Source organism: Klebsiella sp. OBRC7 (assembly GCF_000293135.1).
GTDB lineage: Bacteria > Pseudomonadota > Gammaproteobacteria > Enterobacterales > Enterobacteriaceae > Klebsiella > Klebsiella michiganensis.
In genome coordinates, this window is the sequence record NZ_ALNJ01000019.1 from 137,891 (window position 1) to 158,148 (window position 20,258).

The 20,258-nt window shown below is 52.7% G+C and carries 19 protein-coding genes and 2 tRNA genes; 5 read left to right on the plus strand and 16 right to left on the minus strand.

What is annotated here, in order from left to right:
• Positions 1-18: 18 nt before the first annotated feature.
• From infB to HMPREF1144_RS03740, 4 genes are all read right to left on the minus strand, one after another.
• Positions 19-2,709 carry a translation initiation factor IF-2 gene (gene infB / locus HMPREF1144_RS03725; protein ID WP_004854538.1) on the minus strand — a complete coding sequence of 897 codons (2,691 nt, stop codon included), beginning with the start codon at positions 2,707-2,709 and terminating at the stop codon, positions 19-21.
• Positions 2,710-2,733: 24 nt separating this feature from the next.
• Positions 2,734-4,221 (minus strand): transcription termination factor NusA, encoded by a 1,488-nt coding sequence (nusA, locus tag HMPREF1144_RS03730; protein WP_004854539.1) that lies wholly within the window; start codon positions 4,219-4,221, stop codon positions 2,734-2,736.
• A 27-nt stretch (positions 4,222-4,248) separates the two neighbouring features.
• Positions 4,249-4,701 carry a ribosome maturation factor RimP gene (gene rimP / locus HMPREF1144_RS03735; RefSeq protein ID WP_004125659.1) on the minus strand — a complete coding sequence of 151 codons (453 nt, stop codon included), beginning with the start codon at positions 4,699-4,701 and terminating at the stop codon, positions 4,249-4,251.
• Positions 4,702-4,907: 206 nt separating this feature from the next.
• Positions 4,908-4,984: transfer RNA gene (locus HMPREF1144_RS03740), tRNA-Met, on the minus strand.
• 308 nt (positions 4,985-5,292) lie between these two features.
• On the opposite strand from HMPREF1144_RS03740, the gene argG reads away from it, so the two are divergent.
• The 3 genes from argG (at position 5,293) to HMPREF1144_RS03755 (ending at position 8,267) form a co-directional block, all read left to right on the plus strand.
• Positions 5,293-6,636 (plus strand): argininosuccinate synthase, encoded by a 1,344-nt coding sequence (gene argG / locus HMPREF1144_RS03745; protein WP_004854540.1) that lies wholly within the window; start codon positions 5,293-5,295, stop codon positions 6,634-6,636.
• Between the two features lie 165 nt (positions 6,637-6,801).
• Positions 6,802-7,431, plus strand: coding sequence for a winged helix-turn-helix transcriptional regulator (locus tag HMPREF1144_RS03750; protein WP_009651915.1), 630 nt, complete (start codon positions 6,802-6,804; stop codon positions 7,429-7,431).
• Between the two features lie 278 nt (positions 7,432-7,709).
• On the plus strand, positions 7,710-8,267 hold the full coding sequence (locus tag HMPREF1144_RS03755) for a YfaZ family outer membrane protein (protein WP_042926962.1): 558 nt from the start codon (positions 7,710-7,712) through the stop codon (positions 8,265-8,267).
• A 37-nt stretch (positions 8,268-8,304) separates the two neighbouring features.
• Here the strand turns inward: HMPREF1144_RS03755 and HMPREF1144_RS03760 are convergent, their stop codons facing one another.
• The 7 genes from HMPREF1144_RS03760 to rlmE form a co-directional block, all read right to left on the minus strand.
• A complete protein-coding gene (locus HMPREF1144_RS03760; protein ID WP_009651908.1) occupies positions 8,305-8,700 on the minus strand; it encodes a hypothetical protein in 396 nt (131 codons plus the stop codon).
• Positions 8,701-8,850: 150 nt separating this feature from the next.
• Positions 8,851-8,937: transfer RNA gene (locus tag HMPREF1144_RS03765), tRNA-Leu, on the minus strand.
• A gap of 14 nt (positions 8,938-8,951) precedes the next feature.
• Complete coding sequence (secG, locus tag HMPREF1144_RS03770; protein WP_004106103.1) at positions 8,952-9,281, minus strand: preprotein translocase subunit SecG; 330 nt, start codon at positions 9,279-9,281, stop codon at positions 8,952-8,954.
• 228 nt (positions 9,282-9,509) lie between these two features.
• The gene (gene glmM, locus HMPREF1144_RS03775) at positions 9,510-10,847 is read right to left on the minus strand and encodes a phosphoglucosamine mutase (protein ID WP_004854546.1); all 1,338 of its coding nucleotides are present in this window, start codon (positions 10,845-10,847) and stop codon (positions 9,510-9,512) included.
• Positions 10,840-11,688, minus strand: a complete 849-nt coding sequence (gene folP / locus HMPREF1144_RS03780; RefSeq protein WP_004854548.1) for a dihydropteroate synthase — start codon at positions 11,686-11,688, stop codon at positions 10,840-10,842. Before folP ends, glmM begins: the two co-directional genes overlap by 8 nt.
• Before the next feature lie 98 nt (positions 11,689-11,786).
• Entirely contained in the window at positions 11,787-13,721 is a 1,935-nt protein-coding gene (gene ftsH, locus HMPREF1144_RS03785; protein ID WP_004854549.1) for an ATP-dependent zinc metalloprotease FtsH, read from the minus strand.
• Positions 13,722-13,820: 99 nt separating this feature from the next.
• Positions 13,821-14,450 (minus strand): 23S rRNA (uridine(2552)-2'-O)-methyltransferase RlmE, encoded by a 630-nt coding sequence (rlmE, locus tag HMPREF1144_RS03790; RefSeq protein ID WP_004106110.1) that lies wholly within the window; start codon positions 14,448-14,450, stop codon positions 13,821-13,823.
• Positions 14,451-14,574: 124 nt separating this feature from the next.
• Here rlmE and yhbY point away from each other — a divergent pair, with 124 nt between their 5' ends.
• The gene (gene yhbY, locus HMPREF1144_RS03795) at positions 14,575-14,868 is read left to right on the plus strand and encodes a ribosome assembly RNA-binding protein YhbY (RefSeq protein ID WP_004139797.1); all 294 of its coding nucleotides are present in this window, start codon (positions 14,575-14,577) and stop codon (positions 14,866-14,868) included.
• Positions 14,869-15,020: 152 nt separating this feature from the next.
• Here the strand turns inward: yhbY and greA are convergent, their stop codons facing one another.
• The gene (gene greA, locus HMPREF1144_RS03800; protein ID WP_004854554.1) at positions 15,021-15,497 is read right to left on the minus strand and encodes a transcription elongation factor GreA; all 477 of its coding nucleotides are present in this window, start codon (positions 15,495-15,497) and stop codon (positions 15,021-15,023) included.
• Positions 15,498-15,731: 234 nt separating this feature from the next.
• Between greA and dacB the strand changes: the two genes are divergently transcribed.
• Entirely contained in the window at positions 15,732-17,165 is a 1,434-nt protein-coding gene (gene dacB, locus HMPREF1144_RS03805; RefSeq protein ID WP_004854556.1) for a serine-type D-Ala-D-Ala carboxypeptidase, read from the plus strand.
• Positions 17,166-17,210: 45 nt separating this feature from the next.
• Here the strand turns inward: dacB and cgtA are convergent, their stop codons facing one another.
• The 4 genes from cgtA to rplU all read right to left on the minus strand — a co-directional run bounded on the left by cgtA (position 17,211) and on the right by rplU (position 20,048).
• On the minus strand, positions 17,211-18,383 hold the full coding sequence (gene cgtA, locus HMPREF1144_RS03810) for an Obg family GTPase CgtA (RefSeq protein WP_004125676.1): 1,173 nt from the start codon (positions 18,381-18,383) through the stop codon (positions 17,211-17,213).
• 15 nt (positions 18,384-18,398) lie between these two features.
• Positions 18,399-19,364, minus strand: coding sequence for a DMT family transporter (locus HMPREF1144_RS03815; RefSeq protein ID WP_004854558.1), 966 nt, complete (start codon positions 19,362-19,364; stop codon positions 18,399-18,401).
• Positions 19,365-19,459: 95 nt separating this feature from the next.
• Positions 19,460-19,717 carry a 50S ribosomal protein L27 gene (rpmA, locus tag HMPREF1144_RS03820; protein ID WP_003861831.1) on the minus strand — a complete coding sequence of 86 codons (258 nt, stop codon included), beginning with the start codon at positions 19,715-19,717 and terminating at the stop codon, positions 19,460-19,462.
• 19 nt (positions 19,718-19,736) lie between these two features.
• The gene (gene rplU, locus HMPREF1144_RS03825) at positions 19,737-20,048 is read right to left on the minus strand and encodes a 50S ribosomal protein L21 (protein ID WP_004106123.1); all 312 of its coding nucleotides are present in this window, start codon (positions 20,046-20,048) and stop codon (positions 19,737-19,739) included.
• Positions 20,049-20,258: the final 210 nt, after the last annotated feature.

Below are 20,258 nucleotides of genomic sequence, written 5' to 3' on the forward strand. Positions count from 1 at the left end.
CCCCGGCCTACTAAACGATTAATCGATGGTACGTTGAATCTCGATGATTTCGAACACTTCGATCATATCGCCAACGCGAACGTCGTTGTAGTTCTTAACGCCGATACCACACTCCATACCGTTACGAACTTCGTTAACGTCATCTTTGAAGCGGCGCAGGGATTCCAGCTCGCCTTCATAGATAACCACGTTGTCGCGCAGGACGCGGATTGGGTTATGACGCTTGATCGTACCTTCGGTAACCATACAGCCTGCGATGGCGCCGAATTTCGGCGATTTGAACACATCACGGACTTCAGCCAGACCAATGATCTGCTGTTTCAGTTCCGGAGACAGCATGCCGCTCATCGCTGCTTTCACTTCGTCGATCAGATGGTAGATGACGGAGTAGTAGCGCAGATCCAGGCTTTCCGCGTCGATAACTTTACGTGCGGATGCATCAGCACGAACGTTGAAGCCAACCAGAATCGCATTGGATGCGGCCGCCAGGGTTGCGTCGGTTTCGGTAATACCACCTACGCCGGAACCGATAATCTTCACTTTCACTTCGTCGGTAGACAGTTTCAGCAAGGAGTCGGAGATCGCTTCCACAGACCCCTGCACGTCCGCTTTGAGGACGATGTTCACTTCGTGAACTTCGCCTTCGGTCATGTTGGCGAACATGTTCTCCAGCTTAGATTTCTGCTGACGAGCCAGTTTAACTTCACGGAATTTGCCCTGACGATACAGCGCAACTTCACGCGCTTTCTTCTCGTCACGCACGACGGTCACTTCGTCGCCGGCAGCCGGTACGCCTGACAGGCCAAGGATTTCCACTGGAATGGATGGACCCGCTTCCAGCACTTCCAGACCGAGTTCGTTACGCATCGCACGAACGCGACCGTATTCGAAACCGCACAGGACGATGTCGCCTTTATGCAGCGTACCTTCGCGTACCAGAACGGTGGCAACCGGACCACGACCTTTATCGAGGAAAGATTCGATAACCGCGCCGCTCGCCATACCGTTGCGAACCGCTTTCAGCTCCAGAACTTCAGCCTGCAGCAGGATAGCATTCAGCAGATCGTCAATACCGGTACCGGCTTTAGCGGATACAGGGATGAACTGCGCTTCGCCACCCCACTCTTCCGGCATAACGCCGTACTGAGAGAGCTCGTTTTTAACGCGATCCAGGTCCGCTTCCGGCTTATCGATTTTGTTCACCGCAACCACCAGCGGTACCTGCGCCGCTTTCGCGTGCTGGATAGCTTCGATAGTCTGCGGCATCACGCCATCGTCTGCCGCTACAACCAGAACCACGATATCCGTCGCCTGCGCACCACGAGCACGCATAGAGGTAAACGCGGCGTGACCCGGGGTATCCAGGAAAGTGATCATACCGTTGTCAGTTTCAACGTGGTACGCACCGATGTGCTGGGTAATGCCGCCCGCTTCGCCAGAGGCCACTTTCGTTGAACGAATGTAGTCCAGCAGAGAGGTTTTACCGTGGTCAACGTGACCCATGATGGTCACAACCGGTGCGCGCGGTTCAGCCGCAGCGCCGGTGTCACGGTCGCTCATTACCGCTTCTTCCAGCTCGTTTTCACGACGCAGGATAACTTTGTGGCCCATCTCTTCGGCAACCAGCTGCGCGGTTTCCTGGTCGATGACCTGGTTAATTGTCGCCATAGCGCCCAGCTTCATCATCGCTTTGATGACCTGAGAACCCTTGACGGCCATCTTGTTGGCCAGATCGCCAACGGTGATGGTTTCGCCGATGATAACATCACGGTTAACCGCCTGAGCCGGCTTCTGGAAACCTTGCTGCAGAGCAGAACCTTTACGATGCTTGCCACCTTTGCCGCCGCGAACGGCCGCACGGGCTTCTTCACGATCGGCTTTCGATTCAGCGTGTTTGTTACCTTTCTTAGCCGGACGCGCTGCTTTCGCATTACGTCCACGGCCGCGACCGCCTTCAACTTCACGATCGTTATCGTCTTCAGCCTGACGCGCATGCTGAGAAGTCGTTACGTGATAGTCAGTGGTCTCTTCAGGGGTTTCTGGCGCTTCAGTCCAGTTCTTTTCATTTTCTTGAGCCATACGGCGTGCTTCTTCCGCTACACGGCGCGCTTCTTCTTCAAGTTTGCGGCGTGCTTCTTCTTCCGATTTGCGCTTCAGCTCCGCAGCTTCGTTTTCGCGGCGTTGCTTTTCAGCCTGGGCGGTTTTGGTCATATCGTCGGTTTGTTGATTGCTCACTTTGTCTTTTTCCGCGGCTTCACGTTTCGCTTTATCGGCGAGTTCACGTTTCGCTTGTTCTGCGGCCTCACGTTCAGCTTTTAATTGCGCCTCGCGTTTGGCAGCTTCTTCTGCCTCACGACGGGCTTGCTCTTCCGCTTCACGCTGCGCCTGCTCTTCCGCGGCAAGGCGTTCGGCCTCTTGCGGATCGCGTTTCACAAAGGTGCGTTTCTTGCGGACTTCGATTTGTACCGACTTACTCTTTCCACCGGTACCCGGAATATTTAACGTGCTGCGCGTTTTGCGCTGCAGCGTCAGCTTGTCGGGCGCTGAGCCGTGTTCACGGTTCAGGTGCGTCAACAAGGTTTGCTTCTCTTGCGCGGTCACAGAATCATCAGCCGATTTGCGGATCCCTGCATCAGCAAATTGCTGTATCAGGCGATCCACAGAGGTCTGAATCTCCGAGGCCAGCGCTTTAATGGTCACATCTGTCATGCTGTTCCTTCCTGCTACAGTTTATTACGCTTCGTCGCCGAACCAACAAATATTACGAGCGGCCATGATAAGTTCTCCGGCTTTCTCGTCGGTCAAGCCTTCGATATCAGCCAGATCATCAATGCCCTGCTCGGCGAGATCTTCCAGCGTACAAACACCACGGGCGGCCAGGGTGAATGCCAGAGCGCGATCCAAACCTTCCAGATTCAACAGATCGTCGGCAGGTTTGCTGTCACCCAGGCTCTCTTCTTTGGCCAGCGCCAGCGTGGTCAGCGCGTTTTTCGCCCGCTCACGAAGTGCTTCAACGGTCGCTTCATCCAGACCGTCAATTTCCAGCAGTTCTTTCATTGGCACATAGGCCAGCTCTTCCAGAGTGGCGAAACCTTCTTCAACCAGCAGCGTGGCGAAATCTTCATCAATATCAAGATATTTAGTGAAGGTATCAATCGCTGCATGGGCTTCAGCCTGATGCTTAGCCTGGAGGTCATCAACGGTCATGACGTTGAGTTCCCAGCCGCTCAGCTGAGACGCCAGACGGACGTTCTGACCGTTACGGCCAATGGCCTGCGCCAGGTTGCCCGCTTCTACTGCGATATCCATGGTGTGCTTGTCTTCATCTACCACGATAGATGCGACGTCAGCCGGAGCCATGGCGTTAATGACAAACTGCGCCGGGTTATCGTCCCACAGCACGATATCGATACGCTCACCGCCCAGTTCAGTCGAGACTGCCTGAACGCGCGCGCCGCGCATACCGACGCAGGCGCCAACCGGATCGATGCGCTTGTCGTTGGTTTTAACCGCGATTTTGGCACGAGAGCCAGGATCGCGAGCCGCCGCTTTAATTTCGAGAACTTCTTCACCGATTTCCGGAACTTCAATGCGGAACAGTTCAACCAGCATTTCCGGCTTGGAGCGAGTCACGAACAGCTGCGCGCCGCGCGCTTCCGGACGAACTGCGTACAGTACGCCGCGGATACGGTCACCCGGACGGAAGTTCTCACGCGGCAGCATGTCTTCGCGCAGGATCACGGCTTCAGCGTTGTTGCCCAGATCCAGCGTAATATTGTCGCGGTTCACTTTCTTCACTACGCCCGTGATGATTTCACCTTCGTGCTCACGGAACTGATCGACGACCATTGCGCGTTCGGCTTCACGTACTTTTTGTACGATAACCTGCTTCGCGGTCTGCGTAGTGATACGGTCAAAGGTGACAGATTCAATCTGGTCTTCGACGTAATCGCCAGGATTCATGCTTTCATCTTCGAAACGCGCAGCTTCCAGCGTGATTTCGCGCGTCGGCTGGGTCACTTCTTCAACAACCAGCCAGCGACGGAATGTGTCGAAATCACCGCTTTTACGATCGATTTCTACGCGAACGTCGATCTCTTGCTCATATTTTTTCTTGGTAGCCGTTGCTAGCGCACTTTCCAACGCTTCGAAAATTTTCTCACGCGGCAGCGCCTTTTCGTTGGAAACGGCTTCAACAACAGCCAAAATTTCTTTGTTCATCGGGGCCTTTCACCTCAATCCAGACTGTTAAAAGTGGGGAACCAGGTTCGCCTTCTGGATGTTACTCAGCGCGAACACTTCATCTTTGCCTTCGACGGTTACCGTGATCATCTCACCGTCTACCGCTTTGATAAGGCCCTGCCATTTGCGTCGGTTCTGTACCGCCATGCGCAAAACCAGCGAAACTTCTTCGCCAATGAAACGCTCATAGTGCTCGGCGGTAAACATAGGACGATCGAGACCTGGAGAAGAAACTTCCAGGTTATAAGCGACTGTAATCGGGTCTTCTACGTCCATAACAGCACTGACCTGGTGGCTCACATCAGCACAATCATCAACATTGATGCCATCTTCACTATCAATATAGATGCGCAGTGTGGACGTGCGACCGCGAATAAATTCGATGCCGACCAGCTCAAAGCCAAGCGCTTCAACTGGCGCTGTGAGCATCTCTGTTAATTTTTGCTCTAATGTGGACAAACCCACCCCCAAGACATAAAAAAAGGGCGTATAGCCCAGTTATTCTGAAGTCAGATAACAAAAAACCCCGATAAATCGGGGCTTTAGATAACTGAACCCTGAGATCGCAACTGCGATCTGGAACACTTTCCAGAAGAATTCTTTCAAATTCGTCTACGAAGGACCCGGTCCTCACAGTATATTTGAAAAAGTACTTAATGGGAAAGTGGTTGCGGGGGCCGGATTTGAACCGACGACCTTCGGGTTATGAGCCCGACGAGCTACCAGGCTGCTCCACCCCGCGCCTGAAACGTGGCATATTTTACTCGTTTTGAGTAAAAGACGCAAATACTGCTGGGATTTGGTACCGAGAGACGGGACATAAAATCGTAGTGAATTGTATTGATACTTCATATATTTTGTCAACATGAATTTCACATTGCCAGGTTTCGGTTCATGCTGGTATTTCTGGGTTTTTTGGCAAAAAGCGGCTCAGCCTCTTCCTGTCGCCAGCAAAAGATGATTAAATGAAAACTCACAATTAATGCATAAACATGCAATAAAGATTATTGAGTCAAACTCACCACAGTCTATCTAGCAGGGTTTTATTTTATGACGACGATTCTCAAGCATCTCCCGGTTGGCCAACGTATTGGTATTGCTTTTTCTGGTGGGCTGGATACCAGCGCCGCGCTGCTGTGGATGCGTAAAAAGGGAGCAGTCCCTTATGCATATACCGCCAATCTGGGACAGCCAGACGAAGACGATTACGAGGCCATTCCTCGTCGTGCCAAAGAGTATGGTGCTGAAGGGGCTCGTCTGATCGACTGTCGTAAGCAGCTGGTTGCGGAAGGTATCGCCGCGATCCAGTGCGGCGCATTTCATAACACCACCGGCGGGTTGACCTACTTTAATACCACGCCGCTGGGCCGCGCAGTGACCGGTACCATGCTGGTCGCCGCAATGAAGGAAGACGGCGTTAACATCTGGGGCGACGGGAGTACCTATAAAGGCAACGATATCGAACGTTTCTATCGTTACGGCCTGCTGACAAACGCTGAGCTGAAAATTTACAAACCGTGGTTGGATAGCGACTTTATCGACGAGTTAGGCGGCCGCCAGGAGATGTCAGAATTTATGATTTCCTGCGGGTTTGACTATAAAATGTCCGTTGAAAAAGCCTACTCAACTGACTCCAATATGCTGGGCGCGACGCACGAAGCTAAAGATCTTGAATTCCTGAACTCCAGCGTCAAGATTGTGAACCCGATTATGGGCGTCAAGTTCTGGGATGAGAGCGTCAAAATCCCTGCGGAAGAAGTCACCGTTCGCTTTGAACAGGGCCATCCGGTTGCGCTGAACGGACAGACCTTTAGCGATGATGTTGAGATGATGCTGGAGGCTAACCGCATCGGCGGACGCCATGGTCTGGGTATGAGCGATCAGATCGAAAACCGTATCATCGAAGCGAAAAGCCGCGGCATTTATGAAGCACCGGGCATGGCGCTGCTGCATATTGCCTATGAACGTCTGCTGACCGGTATTCATAACGAAGATACCATTGAGCAATACCACGCGCACGGTCGTCAGCTGGGTCGTCTGCTGTATCAAGGGCGCTGGTTCGATTCCCAGGCGCTGATGCTGCGCGACGGCCTGCAGCGCTGGGTAGCAAGCCAAATTACCGGCGAAGTGACGCTTGAACTGCGTCGCGGCAACGACTACTCCATCCTGAATACCGTCTCTGATAATCTGACCTATAAAGCAGAGCGTCTGACGATGGAAAAAGGTGACTCAATGTTCTCCGCTGAGGATCGTATCGGCCAGTTGACGATGCGCAACCTGGATATTACCGATACTCGCGATAAGCTGTTTGGCTACGCGCAGTCCGGACTGTTGACCGCCTCTTCCGCCACTGGCCTGCCGCAGGTGGAAAACCTGGAAAATCGCGATAAATAATCCGCAAAAACGTTCCAGCCGGCCTTAACCCGCCGGCTTTTTTACTCTCGCAATAAATCCTAAATAAGATAACCAATTAATTGCTATAACTGATGATATCGAAACTTTTGATAATCACAGCCTATAATTGGTGAACGCCTTTATACTTATTCCGAGAGGATCACGATGAATATTAAGCCTCCCGTCAGGCCACAGGCCCATATCGATCGTTTAATGGCCATGCTGGAACCGCATGCCACTCCGCTGAATGTTGTCGCTCGCAAAAGGCTAAGCTGGGAACATAAAGGAAAAATCCAGCTCTATCTTTTCAAGAAAGGCGGCCTTTCCATTTTTCGTTCATCGGACAGGTTACTGATGGTCACGGTATATGAACCGCACTTGTTTGGCGTGGCTGAAATGCTACAACCGAGTCGTAGCCATGGTCTACGCGCCGAAATTGACTCAGAGATATTGCGGATTGACAGCGACATCGCGATGCAGCTATTCGGTCAGCACAACATGTGGGAAGAGGTCACCAGACTGCTGGCCTATCATACCTCTTATTTGGTGTATCGTGACGATTTAGTCTTACAGCAGCGTACTTACTCCGTGATTCGCAATCATTTAATGGAAATGATCCTGTTACCAGAGGAAACCCGGCTGCGGGTATCGATTCTGGAATACATTCAGGACCGAACACACCTCTCCCGTAGCAGCGTTCTCAATGTGCTATCGGCCTTGAAAAAAGGGGCCTATATCGAGTATGCCCGCGGCGGTTATTTACAAAGCATCGCATCTCTGCCTGAGAAATTTTAACGCCTTCCCCGCTCCTTTTGCCGTCTCCCGCTATCGTTTAAATTTAAACGGATAAAGGGTAACGGCGAACGATAAATACTTTTATGCTGGGAGTCCGTGTCAATCGACAGCTGGATAAATTAATTATTTGATAGCGTCATTCATCGGTTGGCCAGAATGCGGATACCTGCGCCGTCTTTATAGCATCGGCGCTGGGTAACAGCGAAAAAATGCTTAATCCAGAAACCCGTTAATTTTGCCCGAACAATCGTATCGGGCATTTTTTTACCCGAAGGAATATGAAAATGCGCATGTTTACAGCAAAGCCTATCCTGCTAATCGCGACTCTCTGCGCCAGCAGTACCACCTTCGCCTCCCTCAACCTCCACGGCGAAGCCGGTTCAGCGTTTACCAATCTGTCGGCAAGCTTTGGCGCGGAACACCCCGGCATGACCGTTAGCGGTAACTGGGCGCACAGCGATAATGATGGTGATACAGCGGGATTAGGGCTGGGTTACAATTTTAACCTCGGCCCGTTTCTGTTAACGGCTGGCGGAAAAGCGCTATACCTGAATCCGAAAGATGGGGATGAGGGCTACGCGATCGCGCTCGGAGGAGGCGCGCAGCTACCGCTTGGCGACTTCGTTACTCTGTTCGGCGAGTCTTATTATTCCCCTGATTCCATGTCCAGCGGCGTAAATGATTACCTCGAAGCGAATGCCGGTGTCAGGGTGAATATCATTAAGTCTATGAACATTGAAGCGGGTTATCGCTACATCAATATGACAGGCAAGCATAACCATCGCGATAATAAACTTGCGGATGGCGCCTATGCAGGCTTCAATTTCCGCTTCTAAGCGTTTAATCAGGGGTTGCCGATCGGCAATCCCCATTTCATGCAACCGAAGGGACAGACTTCAGCAATTTATTAATCTCCTGCAAACCCGCGATATTGTTCTCTTTACGGTAGACATCATTCATTGAAGATATTTGCTCCAGTTTGGTTAACGCAGCGTAGACCTGGTACGCTTCACCATCTTTATTAAAGACATCTCGATTATCCGCATCCTGTAAATAGTTGTCTTTAAGCGACTGGCTGAGCTTGCCGATTAGCAAGCTGTTATCCTGAAAACAGCTGACTATCTTTGCCGACGCCTGCGCGGGTTCCGAATTCACGATCACCGGTACAACGATAGTGTTCAGGGTATCAACCGTTTCTGGAGATGAATGGCGGCTACATCCAGCCAGGCCTAATACGCTGACAATGATAACTATTTGAAAAGTACGCATGGCGTCACTGTACCTCGTCTAAAAATTGATGAGGACGACTTTAGCGATTTTGCAGGGGTCTAAACCAGCGCAGTGTTGTTTATAAATAAACAACGTATGGGAGAAATAAAAACAAAAAAAGACGCTTTTCAGCGTCTTTCTTCAGGAAATTGGTACCGAGGATGGGACTCGAACCCACAAGCCCGTTAGGGCACTACCACCTCAAGGTAGCGTGTCTACCAATTCCACCACCTCGGTACGGATACTGCTTATCAGTGCGGGATGTCGCTGCTCGGCTGCGCCGGCGCGGTCGGCTGAGTTTGCTCAGTTTTCGGCGCGCTCAGATTATCCCACTCACTTCCTTTATTGGTCTTGTTGCTGTTGATATTGCCCAGCGCCAGACTGATGATGAAGAACAGCGCAGCCAGGATGCCAGTCATACGGGTCATGAAGTTACCTGAACCGCTGGATCCAAACAGAGTGCCGGAAGCGCCTGCTCCGAAGGAGGCTCCCATATCAGCGCCTTTACCTTGCTGCAGCATAATCAGACCCACAAGGCCAATTGCCACAATAAGGAAAACAACTAAAAGAGCTTCGTACATAATCAACCTGTTCCTTGCGGATTTGCCGCATACCAAGTGCTTCGACCAATAAAGCGGGACGTTTTAACGTTTCCCACTGAAGCGGGTGTGAATACTAACCAAAGCGAATGACCTTCGCAAGGGCAATTTCAGCGCATTGTATCAAGTGCGGAAAAAAACAGCAAAAAGCGATTTTTTATCGACTAAAAAGGCGGCAGACGTCGCCTTTTTAGTCACTTAACAACGAGATTAAACGCTTTTGACGGCATCGGCGATACGGTGGGCAAACTCGTGCACCTGCTCTTCATGCTCGCCTTCCACCATAACGCGAATCAGCGGCTCTGTGCCTGATTTACGCAGCAGTACGCGCCCCCTATTGCCCAGCGCCGCTTCCACTTCAGCCGTTACCGCTTTTACGTGCTCATGTTCCAGCGGGTTGCCGCTACCTTCAGTAAAGCGAACGTTAACCAGAAGCTGCGGGAACATTTTCATTCCGCTGCACAGGTCGTGCAGGCTCATATGGTTACGCACCATCGCCGCCACCACCTGCAGGCTGGCGACAATCCCATCCCCCGTCGTGGTTTTATCCAGTAAGATCACATGTCCGGAGTTTTCTGCGCCAATGCGCCAACCTTTCTCCTGCAGTTTCTCCAGCACATAGCGGTCGCCTACCTTCGCGCGAACGAATGGAATGCCCAGCTGTTTAAGCGCCAGTTCAAGGCCCATGTTGCTCATGAGCGTCCCAACGGCGCCGCCCCGCAGCAGCCCCTGACGCAGGCCCTCACGGGCAATGATATAGAGGATCTGGTCACCATCGACTTTGTTGCCTTCGTGGTCCACCATAATGACCCGATCGCCATCGCCATCGTAAGCTATACCCAGGTCAGCTTTTTCCGCCAGCACGCGCGCCTGCAGGGCACGAACATCCGTCGCCCCGACCTCTTCATTGATGTTGAGGCCATCAGGCTCACAGCCCATCGCAATAACCTGAGCGCCCAGCTCGCGGAAAACATTCGGCGCAATGTGATAAGTCGCCCCGTGAGCACAGTCGACCACCACCTTTAAAGCATTGAGGCTCAGCTCGTTCGGAAAGGTGCCTTTGCAAAACTCGATATAGCGACCGGCGGCGTCGACGATACGACTGGCTTTACCCAGTTCAGCGGAATCGACGCAGGTCAGCTCTTTTTCCATTTCGGCTTCAATGGCTTCTTCTACTTCATCCGGAAGCTTGGTACCTTCGATAGAGAAGAATTTGATGCCGTTGTCATAGAACGGATTATGTGAAGCGGAAATGACTATCCCGGCTTCCGCGCGGAAGGCGCGCGTCAGATAAGCAATTGCCGGCGTTGGCATCGGGCCGGTAAAAGAAGCAGATAATCCCGCGGCGGCCAGGCCAGCCTCCAGCGCGGACTCCAGCATATACCCTGAAATACGGGTATCTTTACCAATAATAATCTTCCGTGAGCCGTGGCGTGCCAGCACCTTTCCTGCTGCCCAGCCCAGCTTTAATACAAATTCTGGCGTTATTGGCGCATCACCTACGCGGCCACGAATACCATCCGTACCAAAATATTTGCGGTTACTCATAACGTTTATTTTCCTTAGCGGCCAGGGTAGCTTCCACCACGCGCAGCGCTTCTACCGTTTCTTTGACATCATGGACGCGAATAATCTGCGCGCCCTGCATTGCAGCAATGACTGCGCAAGCCAGGCTGCCATTCAGGCGTTCATTCGGCCCGACATTCAGCAACTGACCTACCATCGACTTACGCGACATACCGACCAGCAGCGGAAGACCAAAATGATGGAACTCTCCAAGTCGGGCAAGCAGTTCATAATTATGAGAAAGATTTTTACCGAAACCAAATCCCGGGTCGAGCAACAATTTATCTTTTGCGATACCGGCCCGTTCGCAACGCACAATATGTTCGATAAAAAAGCGCTCAACGTCAGCAAACACGTCCGCGTACTTCGGGGCATCCTGCATTGTCTTCGGCTGACCCTGCATATGCATCAGGCACACCGGCAAGCCCGTTTCGGCCGCTGCCTCCAGCGCTCCCGGTTCGGTCAGCGAGCGGATATCATTGATAATATGCGCGCCAACTCGCGCTGACTCGCGGATTACCTCCGGCTTTGAGGTATCAACGGAAATCCAGACTTCAAAGCGCTGGGCAATCGCTTCTACCGTCGGAATGACTCGCGCCAGCTCCTCCTCGACGCTGACATCTGCCGCCCCCGGACGCGTCGATTCCCCACCGATATCAATGATAGTCGCCCCGGCATTGATCATCAGGTTGGCATGTTTCACGGCTTCGACCAGCGTGTTGTGGGTTCCGCCATCAGAGAACGAATCCGGGGTAACGTTAAGAATACCCATCACATGTGGGTGAGAGAGATCGAGGGTTGAGCCCTGGGCTACAAGTTTCATCGCTAAATCCCTGAGTCAGAGAAAGATTGAAAAAGAAAAACCCCGGAGCAAACGCTCAGGGGTTTTAGAAAAGTACAACAGCATCAATAACGGCTAACTTATTTGTCGCCCAGCTGTTCTGACATCGTATTGCCCGGATTCGGCGTACGCGGTTCATCGACCGGACGAGGCGCACGAGGCGTGCCATTGTTGTCAGAATTGTTGGACGAGCCCGGTTCTTCCCAGCCAGCTGGCGGGCGAACATCGCGGCGAGCCATCAGGTCATCAATCTGCGGGGCGTCGATGGTCTCATATTTCATGAGCGCATCTTTCATCGCGTGCAGGATGTCCATATTATCGTTCAGAAGCTGGCGTGCACGATTGTAGTTACGCTCAATCAGTGACTTCACTTCCTGGTCGATAATACGCGCCGTTTCATCGGACATATGCTTCGCTTTCGCAACGCTGCGGCCAAGGAATACTTCACCTTCTTCTTCGGCATACAGCAGCGGGCCGAGTTTGTCAGAGAAGCCCCACTGGGTCACCATGTTACGCGCCAGGTTGGTCGCGACTTTAATGTCGTTCGACGCACCGGTAGAAACATGCTCTACGCCGTAGATAATCTCTTCCGCCAGACGACCGCCGTAAAGGGTAGAAATTTGGCTTTCCAGCTTCTGACGGCTGGCGCTAATCGCGTCGCCTTCAGGCAGGAAGAAGGTGACACCCAGCGCGCGACCGCGCGGAATAATCGTCACTTTGTGCACAGGATCGTGTTCCGGCACCAGGCGACCAATAATTGCGTGACCGGCTTCATGATACGCGGTGGACTCTTTCTGCGCTTCCGTCATCACCATGGAGCGACGTTCCGCACCCATCATGATTTTGTCTTTCGCTTTCTCGAATTCAACCATCGATACAACGCGCTTGTTGCCACGAGCGGCAAACAGCGCAGCTTCGTTCACCAGGTTTGCCAGGTCAGCACCGGAGAAGCCAGGCGTACCGCGGGCGATAATTGCCGCGTCGATATCCGGCGCCAGCGGTACGCGACGCATATGCACTTTCAGAATCTGTTCGCGACCACGGACATCCGGCAGACCTACCACAACCTGACGGTCAAAGCGGCCTGGACGCAGCAGCGCAGGGTCAAGAACGTCCGGACGGTTGGTTGCCGCGATAACAATGATACCTTCGTTACCCTCGAAGCCGTCCATCTCTACCAGCATCTGGTTCAGCGTCTGCTCACGTTCATCGTGACCACCGCCCAGGCCAGCGCCACGCTGACGGCCCACGGCGTCGATTTCATCGATAAAGATGATGCACGGAGCCGCTTTCTTGGCTTGTTCAAACATGTCGCGCACGCGGGATGCACCCACACCGACGAACATTTCAACGAAGTCAGAACCGGAAATCGTAAAGAACGGTACCTTTGCTTCGCCCGCGATGGCTTTTGCCAGCAAGGTTTTACCAGTCCCCGGAGGGCCGACCATCAGGACGCCTTTCGGAATTTTACCGCCCAGCTTCTGGAAACGGCTCGGCTCGCGCAGGTATTCAACCAGCTCACCAACTTCTTCTTTCGCTTCATCACAACCGGCGACGTCAGCGAAAGTGGTTTTGATCTGGTCTTCCGTCAGCATACGCGCCTTGCTCTTACCGAACGACATGGCGCCTTTGCCACCGCCGCCCTGCATCTGGCGCATAAAGAAGATCCAGACGCCGATAAGAAGCAGCATCGGGAACCAGGAGATGAAGATAGAAGCCAGCAGGCTCGGCTCTTCTGGCGGCTCACCTACCACCTTGACGTTTTTAGTCAGAAGGTTATCAAGCAGCTTAGGATCGTTCACCGGGATGTAGGTCGTGTAACGGTTACTATCTTTCTTGGTAACGTTTATCTCACGTCCGTTGATACGCGCTTCGCGAACCTGGTCCTGATTGACCTCCTGCAGGAAGGTAGAATAATCCACCTTGCGGCCATTCGACTCGCTGGGCCCAAAGCTCTGGAATACTGACATCAGCACAACGGCAATGACCAGCCAGAGTATTAGGTTTTTCGCCATGTCACTCAAGGGATTAACCTCATATTACAACTGTGTTAAAAACAGCGTCAGGATACTCTATATCCAGCGTCTTTCAAACTTTCGTTTGAAATCTGCCGGTTATGGTTTACGCCCGGTCGCTACAATATACACTTCACGCGAACGGGCGCGAGAAGAGTCCGGCTTACGAACTTTGACCTTCGTAAACAGGGAGCGAATCTCTCTTAGATACTCATCGAAGCCTTCGCCCTGGAACACCTTCACTACAAAACTACCACCTGGCGCTAATACATCACGAGCCATTCCAAGCGCCAGTTCCACCAGATACATGGCCCGGGGAATATCCACCGCCGGTGTTCCACACATATTTGGCGCCATATCGGACATGACAACTTGTACTTTACTGTCACCTACACGCTCAAGTAACGCTTTCAGGACTAATTCATCACGAAAGTCGCCCTGAAGGAAGTCCACACCAACGATTGGATCCATAGGTAAAAGATCGCAAGCAATGATGCGGCCGCTGTTACCGATCTGCGTAACCGCGTATTGCGACCAGCCACCGGGTGCAGCGCCGAGGTCAACTATCGTCATCCCCGGTTTAAAAATCTTGTCACTTTGCTGTATTTCATCAAGTTTAAACCAGGCACGGGAACGTAACCCCTTTTTCTGTGCCTGCTGAACATATTTATCGCTAAAGTGTTCCTGAAGCCAACGACTTGAGCTGGCAGAACGCTTTTTACCTGTCATTTAACATTCCCATTTCGGGTTCATCGTACTTCGCGACGTAAAAATCGACGCGGTAGTTTGGCGATATATGGGAGATGGCGGTAGAATGAACCGTTTTCAATCCCAACGTAAGCAAAAAAATACGATGAATCTGAGTACTAAACAAAAACAGCACCTGAAAGGTCTGGCACATCCGCTCAAGCCGGTAGTTATGCTTGGCAACAATGGTTTGACCGAAGGGGTACTGGCCGAGATTGAACAAGCGTTAGAGCACCATGAACTTATCAAGGTGAAGATCGCCTCGGAAGATCGCGAAACTAAAACCTTGATCGTGGAAGCTATCGTGCGCGAAACCGGCGCCTGTAACGTACAGGTCATCGGTAAAACGCTGGTTCTGTACCGCCCGACTAAAGAGCGTAAAATCTCGCTGCCACGCTAAGAATATCCTGGTTATCGACACAACTTTGTGTAAATCGAGGGTTTTCTGCGGGTAGACGAGCAAAATGCCATGCTCCGGACGCTGATAAAAGGCCGCTACGCGGCCTTTTTCCTTTCTTTACAATCCATCAACATCGTAGCGTTAAATTCGAATTAAAGGTACTCAACCTTGAGAATTTCGAATTCGACTTCCCCGCCCGGTGTACGGATAACCACCACATCGTCCTGCTCTTTGCCGATTAAACCACGTGCAATCGGTGAGTTTACAGAAATCAGATTTTGCTTAAAATCGGCCTCGTCATCGCCGACGATACGATAAGTTTGCTCTTCATCCGTATCGAGATTCAGAACGCTGACCGTCGAACCAAAAATCACCCGGCCATTGTTGGGCATTTTGGTGATATCGATGACCTGCGCGTTCGACAGCTTCGCTTCGATATCCTTAATGCGACCTTCACAGAAGCCCTGCTGTTCACGGGCAGCATGATACTCAGCATTTTCTTTCAGATCGCCGTGCTCGCGGGCCTCAGCGATGGCTGCGATGATTTCAGGACGACGTACGGACTTCAGGAAATCCAGTTCTTCGCGCAGTTTTTCAGCGCCACGTAAGGTCATCGGAATAGCTTGCATTTGTTATACCTCTTTTTCATTCCTTCATGGAGCAGACAACGCCGCTCCGCAGCCGGTCAAGACTTGAGCAGGGCCGGAGCAAAAGAAAACCGACCCGGAAAGTCATCCCCAGGCCAGCAGCAATTTTCAATTTGATACGTATTTTACCCTGAAGTTCACTATGGGTCATCGTTTACTTTACAGGGCGATGCACCGTAGTATGACGGACTGGTTTCAGGTTGTTAGCGCGAGATTATGCGATTTTCCAGATTTATCATCGGATTGACTGCCGGTATAGCGCTTAGCGCTCAGGCGGCGAATATTGACGAGTACATCAATCAGCTTCCTGCGGGCGCAAACCTTGCCTTTATGGCGCAGAAGGTGGGATCCCCTACGCCGGAGATAGACTACCATAGCCAGCAGATGGCGCTCCCCGCCAGCACCCAAAAAGTGATAACCGCACTTGCTGCGCTGCTGCAGCTGGGTCCGGACTTCCGCTTCACCACGACGCTGGAAACGAAAGGTAGCCTCGATGGCGGCGTCCTGAAAGGCGACCTCATTGCGCGCTTTGGCGGCGATCCTACCCTCAGGCGTCAGGATATTCGTAATATGGTGGCCACGCTGAAGAAAGCAGGCGTCCAGCGAATTGAAGGTAATGTGCTCATCGATACCTCCATCTTCGCCAGCCATGACAAAGCGCCGGGCTGGCCATGGAACGATATGACGCAGTGCTTTAGCGCCCCACCGGCGGCGGCGATTGTCGATCGGAACTGCTTCTCCATCTCGCTCTATAGCGCGCAAAAGCCGGGCGATCTGGCGTTTATTCGCGTGGCGTCTTACTACCCGGTGACCATGTTCAGCCAGGTGCGTACGCTGCCCCGGGGCTCTTCTGAAGCACAGTACTGTGAGCTTGACGTGGTTCCCGGCGATCTGAACCGTTACACCCTGACCGGCTGTCTGCCTCAGCGCAGCGAGCCGCTGCCGCTGGCTTTTGCCATTCAGGATGGCGCCAGCTACGCCGGTGCGATCCTGAAAGCTGAGCTGACCGACGCCGACATCACCTGGAGTGGCACGCTGCTGCGCCAGACGCTGGCAAACGATCCGGGTACCGTCCTGGCAAGTACACAATCTGCGCCGCTGCACGATCTGCTGCGTATTATGTTGAAAAAATCGGACAACATGATCGCTGATACGGTATTCCGCACCATTGGGCACGCTCGCTTCAGCGTACCGGGGACCTGGCGAGCCGGTTCCGATGCGGTACGGCAGATCTTACGTCAGCAGGCCGGCGTCGATCTCGGGAATACCATCATTGCCGATGGCTCAGGTCTGTCGCGCCATAACCTCATCGCACCCGCGACGATGATGCAGGTGCTGCAGTACATCGCCCAGCACGATAATGAACTCAACTTTATCTCGATGCTGCCTCTGGCCGGCCATGATGGTTCTCTGCAGTACCGCGCAGGCCTGCATCAGGCAGGTGTCGATGGCAAAGTCTCGGCGAAAACGGGCTCACTGCAGGGGGTATATAACCTGGCCGGTTTCATCACGACGGCCAGCGGGCAGAAGATGGCGTTCGTGCAATACCTGTCTGGCTACGCCGTGCCTCCGGCCGACCAGCGTAATCGCCGCATTCCACTGGTGCGGTTCGAAAGCCGATTATACAAAGACCTCTATCAGAACAACTAAAGCAAAAGGGCCGCATCATTGGCGGCCCTTTTCGTTTGTTCAGGATTAACGTTTGTAGATGAATTCAACGCCTTCTTCGTCGTCTTCGTCCCAATCATCATCCCAGTCTTCATCATCTTCCACTTCAGCTTCTTCAAGCTGCTGGCGGTGGTAGTCGTCCCACATAAACTCGACTTTTTCGGCAGGCTTCGCTTCTTCCGCATGCACAATCGGGTTTTCGATGATAAAGGTCATCACGTCCCAGCACAGGTCTTTTACGCCCTGCTGGCTGGCCGCCGAAATCAGGTAGAACTTATCTTCCCAGCCCAGCGCCTGCGCGATAGCTTTCGCTTTCGCTTCCGCCTCAGCTTTGTCCATCAGGTCAATCTTGTTAAAGACCAGCCAGCGCGGCTTAGACGCCAGTTTCTCACTGTATTTTTCCAGCTCACCGATAATAATCCGCGCGTTCTCCACCGGATCGGAACCATCAATCGGCTCGATATCGATAAGATGCAGCAGCACGCGACAGCGCTCCAGGTGCTTCAGGAAGCGAATACCGAGACCCGCGCCTTCAGCGGCGCCTTCAATCAGCCCCGGGATATCCGCCACCACGAAGCTCTTCTCGTTGTCCATACGCACCACGCCGAGGCTCGGCACCAGCGTAGTAAACGGATAGTCAGCGACTTTAGGCTTCGCGGCGGAAACGGCACGAATAAAGGTCGATTTACCCGCATTCGGCATTCCCAGCATGCCGACGTCCGCCAGCAGCATCAGCTCCAGCTGCAGATCGCGTTTATCGCCCGGCGTCCCCATCGTCTTTTGACGTGGAGTACGGTTAACGGACGATTTGAAACGGGTGTTACCCAGACCGTGCCAGCCGCCTTTGGCGACCATCAGGCGTTGACCGTGCTTGGTCATATCACCCATCGTCTCGCCGGTGCCCTGATCGATGACGCGAGTCCCTACCGGTACCTTCACCGTTACGTCTTTACCGCGTTTACCGGTACAGTCACGGCTCTGACCGTTCTGCCCGCGCTCAGCGCGGAAAGACTTCTCAAAACGGTAGTCGATCAGGGTGTTGAGGTTTTCGTCCGCCTCAAGCCAGACGTCACCGCCATCACCGCCGTCACCGCCGTCCGGGCCGCCTCTCGGGATATATTTTTCGCGGCGGAAGCTAACGCAACCATTGCCGCCATCGCCTGCTACGACCAGGATCGTTGCTTCATCAACAAACTTCATTTTACTCTCCGTAAATCATTCGCCTGAGCGGGGGAGCGGCACAACCGCTTCTCGCTTACGCCATCGTCCCCAAAGACGATGACCGACGGCGGAATACATCGCGCCCGCAACCACGACAAACGCACCGAGATAACCCATCAGGTTCAACAGCGGTCTGGCGAAAACGTCGGGCCAGGCCAGTGATAATAAATCTGAAAACAACAGCGTAAACAGCGGCGTTAAGGTAATCAACGCGCTCACCTGCGCCGCCTGCCAGCGTGCCATCGCTTCCGCCAGGGCGCCGTAGCCGACCAGGGTATTGAGCCCGCAAAAAACCAGACAGGCCAGCTGCCAGTCGCTTAATGCCAGCACCTGCGAAGGCTTCGCTAATGGCAATAGCGATATCGTACATAAAGTGTACAGCAAAAAAAGGATTTGCTGTGATGCCAGACGGCGCAATAACACCTTTTGCGCGACGCCGTAGCACACCCACACCGTCGCCGCCCCTACGCCGAAAATTACCCCCCACGTGTAGTCCGTCAGGCGGGTAAAAATCTCGATCAGGCTGGTGTTAAAAAACATCACCAGACCGCTCACCAGCATTAGCGCTCCCACAACCTGAGTGCCGCGCATTTTCTCTTTAAGGACAAAAACGCTGGCCACCATCATGCCGACCGGAGACAGCTGGCCAATCACCTGGGAAGCGGTGGGGCTGAGATATTGTAAGGAAGAACTAAACAGAATGAAGTTACCGAACAAACCCGCTGTCGCAATGACCAGCAGTACCAACCACCGCGGCTTGCGAAAAATCCGCAGCGGGGGCAGTTTTCTTTTCATGGCGAGGATAGCGCCAAGACCAATACTTGCCATCAAAAAGCGGTAAAACACCACCGTCGGCGGTTCCATCACTTCAAGAACCTGCTTCATTGCTATCGGCAGGGCACCCCAGCACATCGCCGTGGTGAGCGCTAAAATAATGCCGATGCCGGCCTGCTGCTTCATGCCCGTTTTCCCTGCAGAAAATTTTCCGGGGTTTCAATGTAAAAAGCCCCGCAACACGTTGCGGGGCTTTAATCCGTTACCGGACCACGAAAAACTTACTCAGCAACGATGCTGATGTATTTACGGTTGTTCGGGCCTTTAACTTCGAATTTCACTTTACCGTCTGCTTTAGCAAACAGAGTGTGGTCACGACCGCAACCTACGTTAGTGCCAGCGTGGAATTTGGTACCACGTTGACGAACGATGATGCTACCCGCCAGAACGGATTCGCCACCGAAACGCTTAACGCCCAGGCGTTTAGCTTCTGAATCGCGACCGTTACGAGTTGAGCCGCCAGCCTTTTTATGTGCCATTTAAATCTCTCCTCAGGTCTTAGGCGCTGATGCCAGTAATTTTCACATCAGTGAACCACTGACGATGGCCCTGCTGCTTACGGTAGTGTTTACGACGACGAAACTTAACGATTTTAACTTTCTCGCCACGACCGTGTGCAACAACTTCAGCTTTGATTACGCCGCCCTCAACGAAAGGAACGCCGATTTTAATTTCTTCACCGTTTGCGATCATCAGCACTTCTGCGAACTCAACAGCTTCGCCAGTTGCGATGTCCAGCTTTTCCAGGCGAATGGTTTGACCTTCGCTTACTCGGTGTTGTTTACCACCACTTTGGAAAACCGCGTACATATAAAACTCCGCTTCCGCGCACCTCTTCGTATGATTCAGAGTGCGCTATAAATATTCACAATAGGGCGCGAATATTACGCAAAACGCGAGCCTTTGACAAGAGCGATCAGCGATCAACGCAGAAAAAAAACACAACTTTCACTCCAGCGTTTAACTACGGCAATTTTTCAGTACAATCATAGCTTCTTTTAATTCTATCTTAATCCTTCT

Excerpts from the sequence above, each read along its gene's own strand:
- infB (WP_004854538.1), bottom strand. The coding sequence starts at position 2,709 with ATGACAGATGTGACCATTAAAGCGCTGGCCTCGGAGATTCAGACCTCT.
- nusA (WP_004854539.1), bottom strand. The coding sequence starts at position 4,221 with ATGAACAAAGAAATTTTGGCTGTTGTTGAAGCCGTTTCCAACGAAAAG.
- argG (WP_004854540.1), top strand. The coding sequence starts at position 5,293 with ATGACGACGATTCTCAAGCATCTCCCGGTTGGCCAACGTATTGGTATT.
- HMPREF1144_RS03750 (WP_009651915.1), top strand. The coding sequence starts at position 6,802 with ATGAATATTAAGCCTCCCGTCAGGCCACAGGCCCATATCGATCGTTTA.
- HMPREF1144_RS03755 (WP_042926962.1), top strand. The coding sequence starts at position 7,710 with ATGAAAATGCGCATGTTTACAGCAAAGCCTATCCTGCTAATCGCGACT.
- HMPREF1144_RS03760 (WP_009651908.1), bottom strand. The coding sequence starts at position 8,700 with ATGCGTACTTTTCAAATAGTTATCATTGTCAGCGTATTAGGCCTGGCT.
- secG (WP_004106103.1), bottom strand. The coding sequence starts at position 9,281 with ATGTACGAAGCTCTTTTAGTTGTTTTCCTTATTGTGGCAATTGGCCTT.
- glmM (WP_004854546.1), bottom strand. The coding sequence starts at position 10,847 with ATGAGTAACCGCAAATATTTTGGTACGGATGGTATTCGTGGCCGCGTA.
- folP (WP_004854548.1), bottom strand. The coding sequence starts at position 11,688 with ATGAAACTTGTAGCCCAGGGCTCAACCCTCGATCTCTCTCACCCACAT.
- ftsH (WP_004854549.1), bottom strand. The coding sequence starts at position 13,721 with ATGGCGAAAAACCTAATACTCTGGCTGGTCATTGCCGTTGTGCTGATG.
- rlmE (WP_004106110.1), bottom strand. The coding sequence starts at position 14,450 with ATGACAGGTAAAAAGCGTTCTGCCAGCTCAAGTCGTTGGCTTCAGGAA.
- yhbY (WP_004139797.1), top strand. The coding sequence starts at position 14,575 with ATGAATCTGAGTACTAAACAAAAACAGCACCTGAAAGGTCTGGCACAT.
- greA (WP_004854554.1), bottom strand. The coding sequence starts at position 15,497 with ATGCAAGCTATTCCGATGACCTTACGTGGCGCTGAAAAACTGCGCGAA.
- dacB (WP_004854556.1), top strand. The coding sequence starts at position 15,732 with ATGCGATTTTCCAGATTTATCATCGGATTGACTGCCGGTATAGCGCTT.
- cgtA (WP_004125676.1), bottom strand. The coding sequence starts at position 18,383 with ATGAAGTTTGTTGATGAAGCAACGATCCTGGTCGTAGCAGGCGATGGC.
- HMPREF1144_RS03815 (WP_004854558.1), bottom strand. The coding sequence starts at position 19,364 with ATGAAGCAGCAGGCCGGCATCGGCATTATTTTAGCGCTCACCACGGCG.
- rpmA (WP_003861831.1), bottom strand. The coding sequence starts at position 19,717 with ATGGCACATAAAAAGGCTGGCGGCTCAACTCGTAACGGTCGCGATTCA.
- rplU (WP_004106123.1), bottom strand. The coding sequence starts at position 20,048 with ATGTACGCGGTTTTCCAAAGTGGTGGTAAACAACACCGAGTAAGCGAA.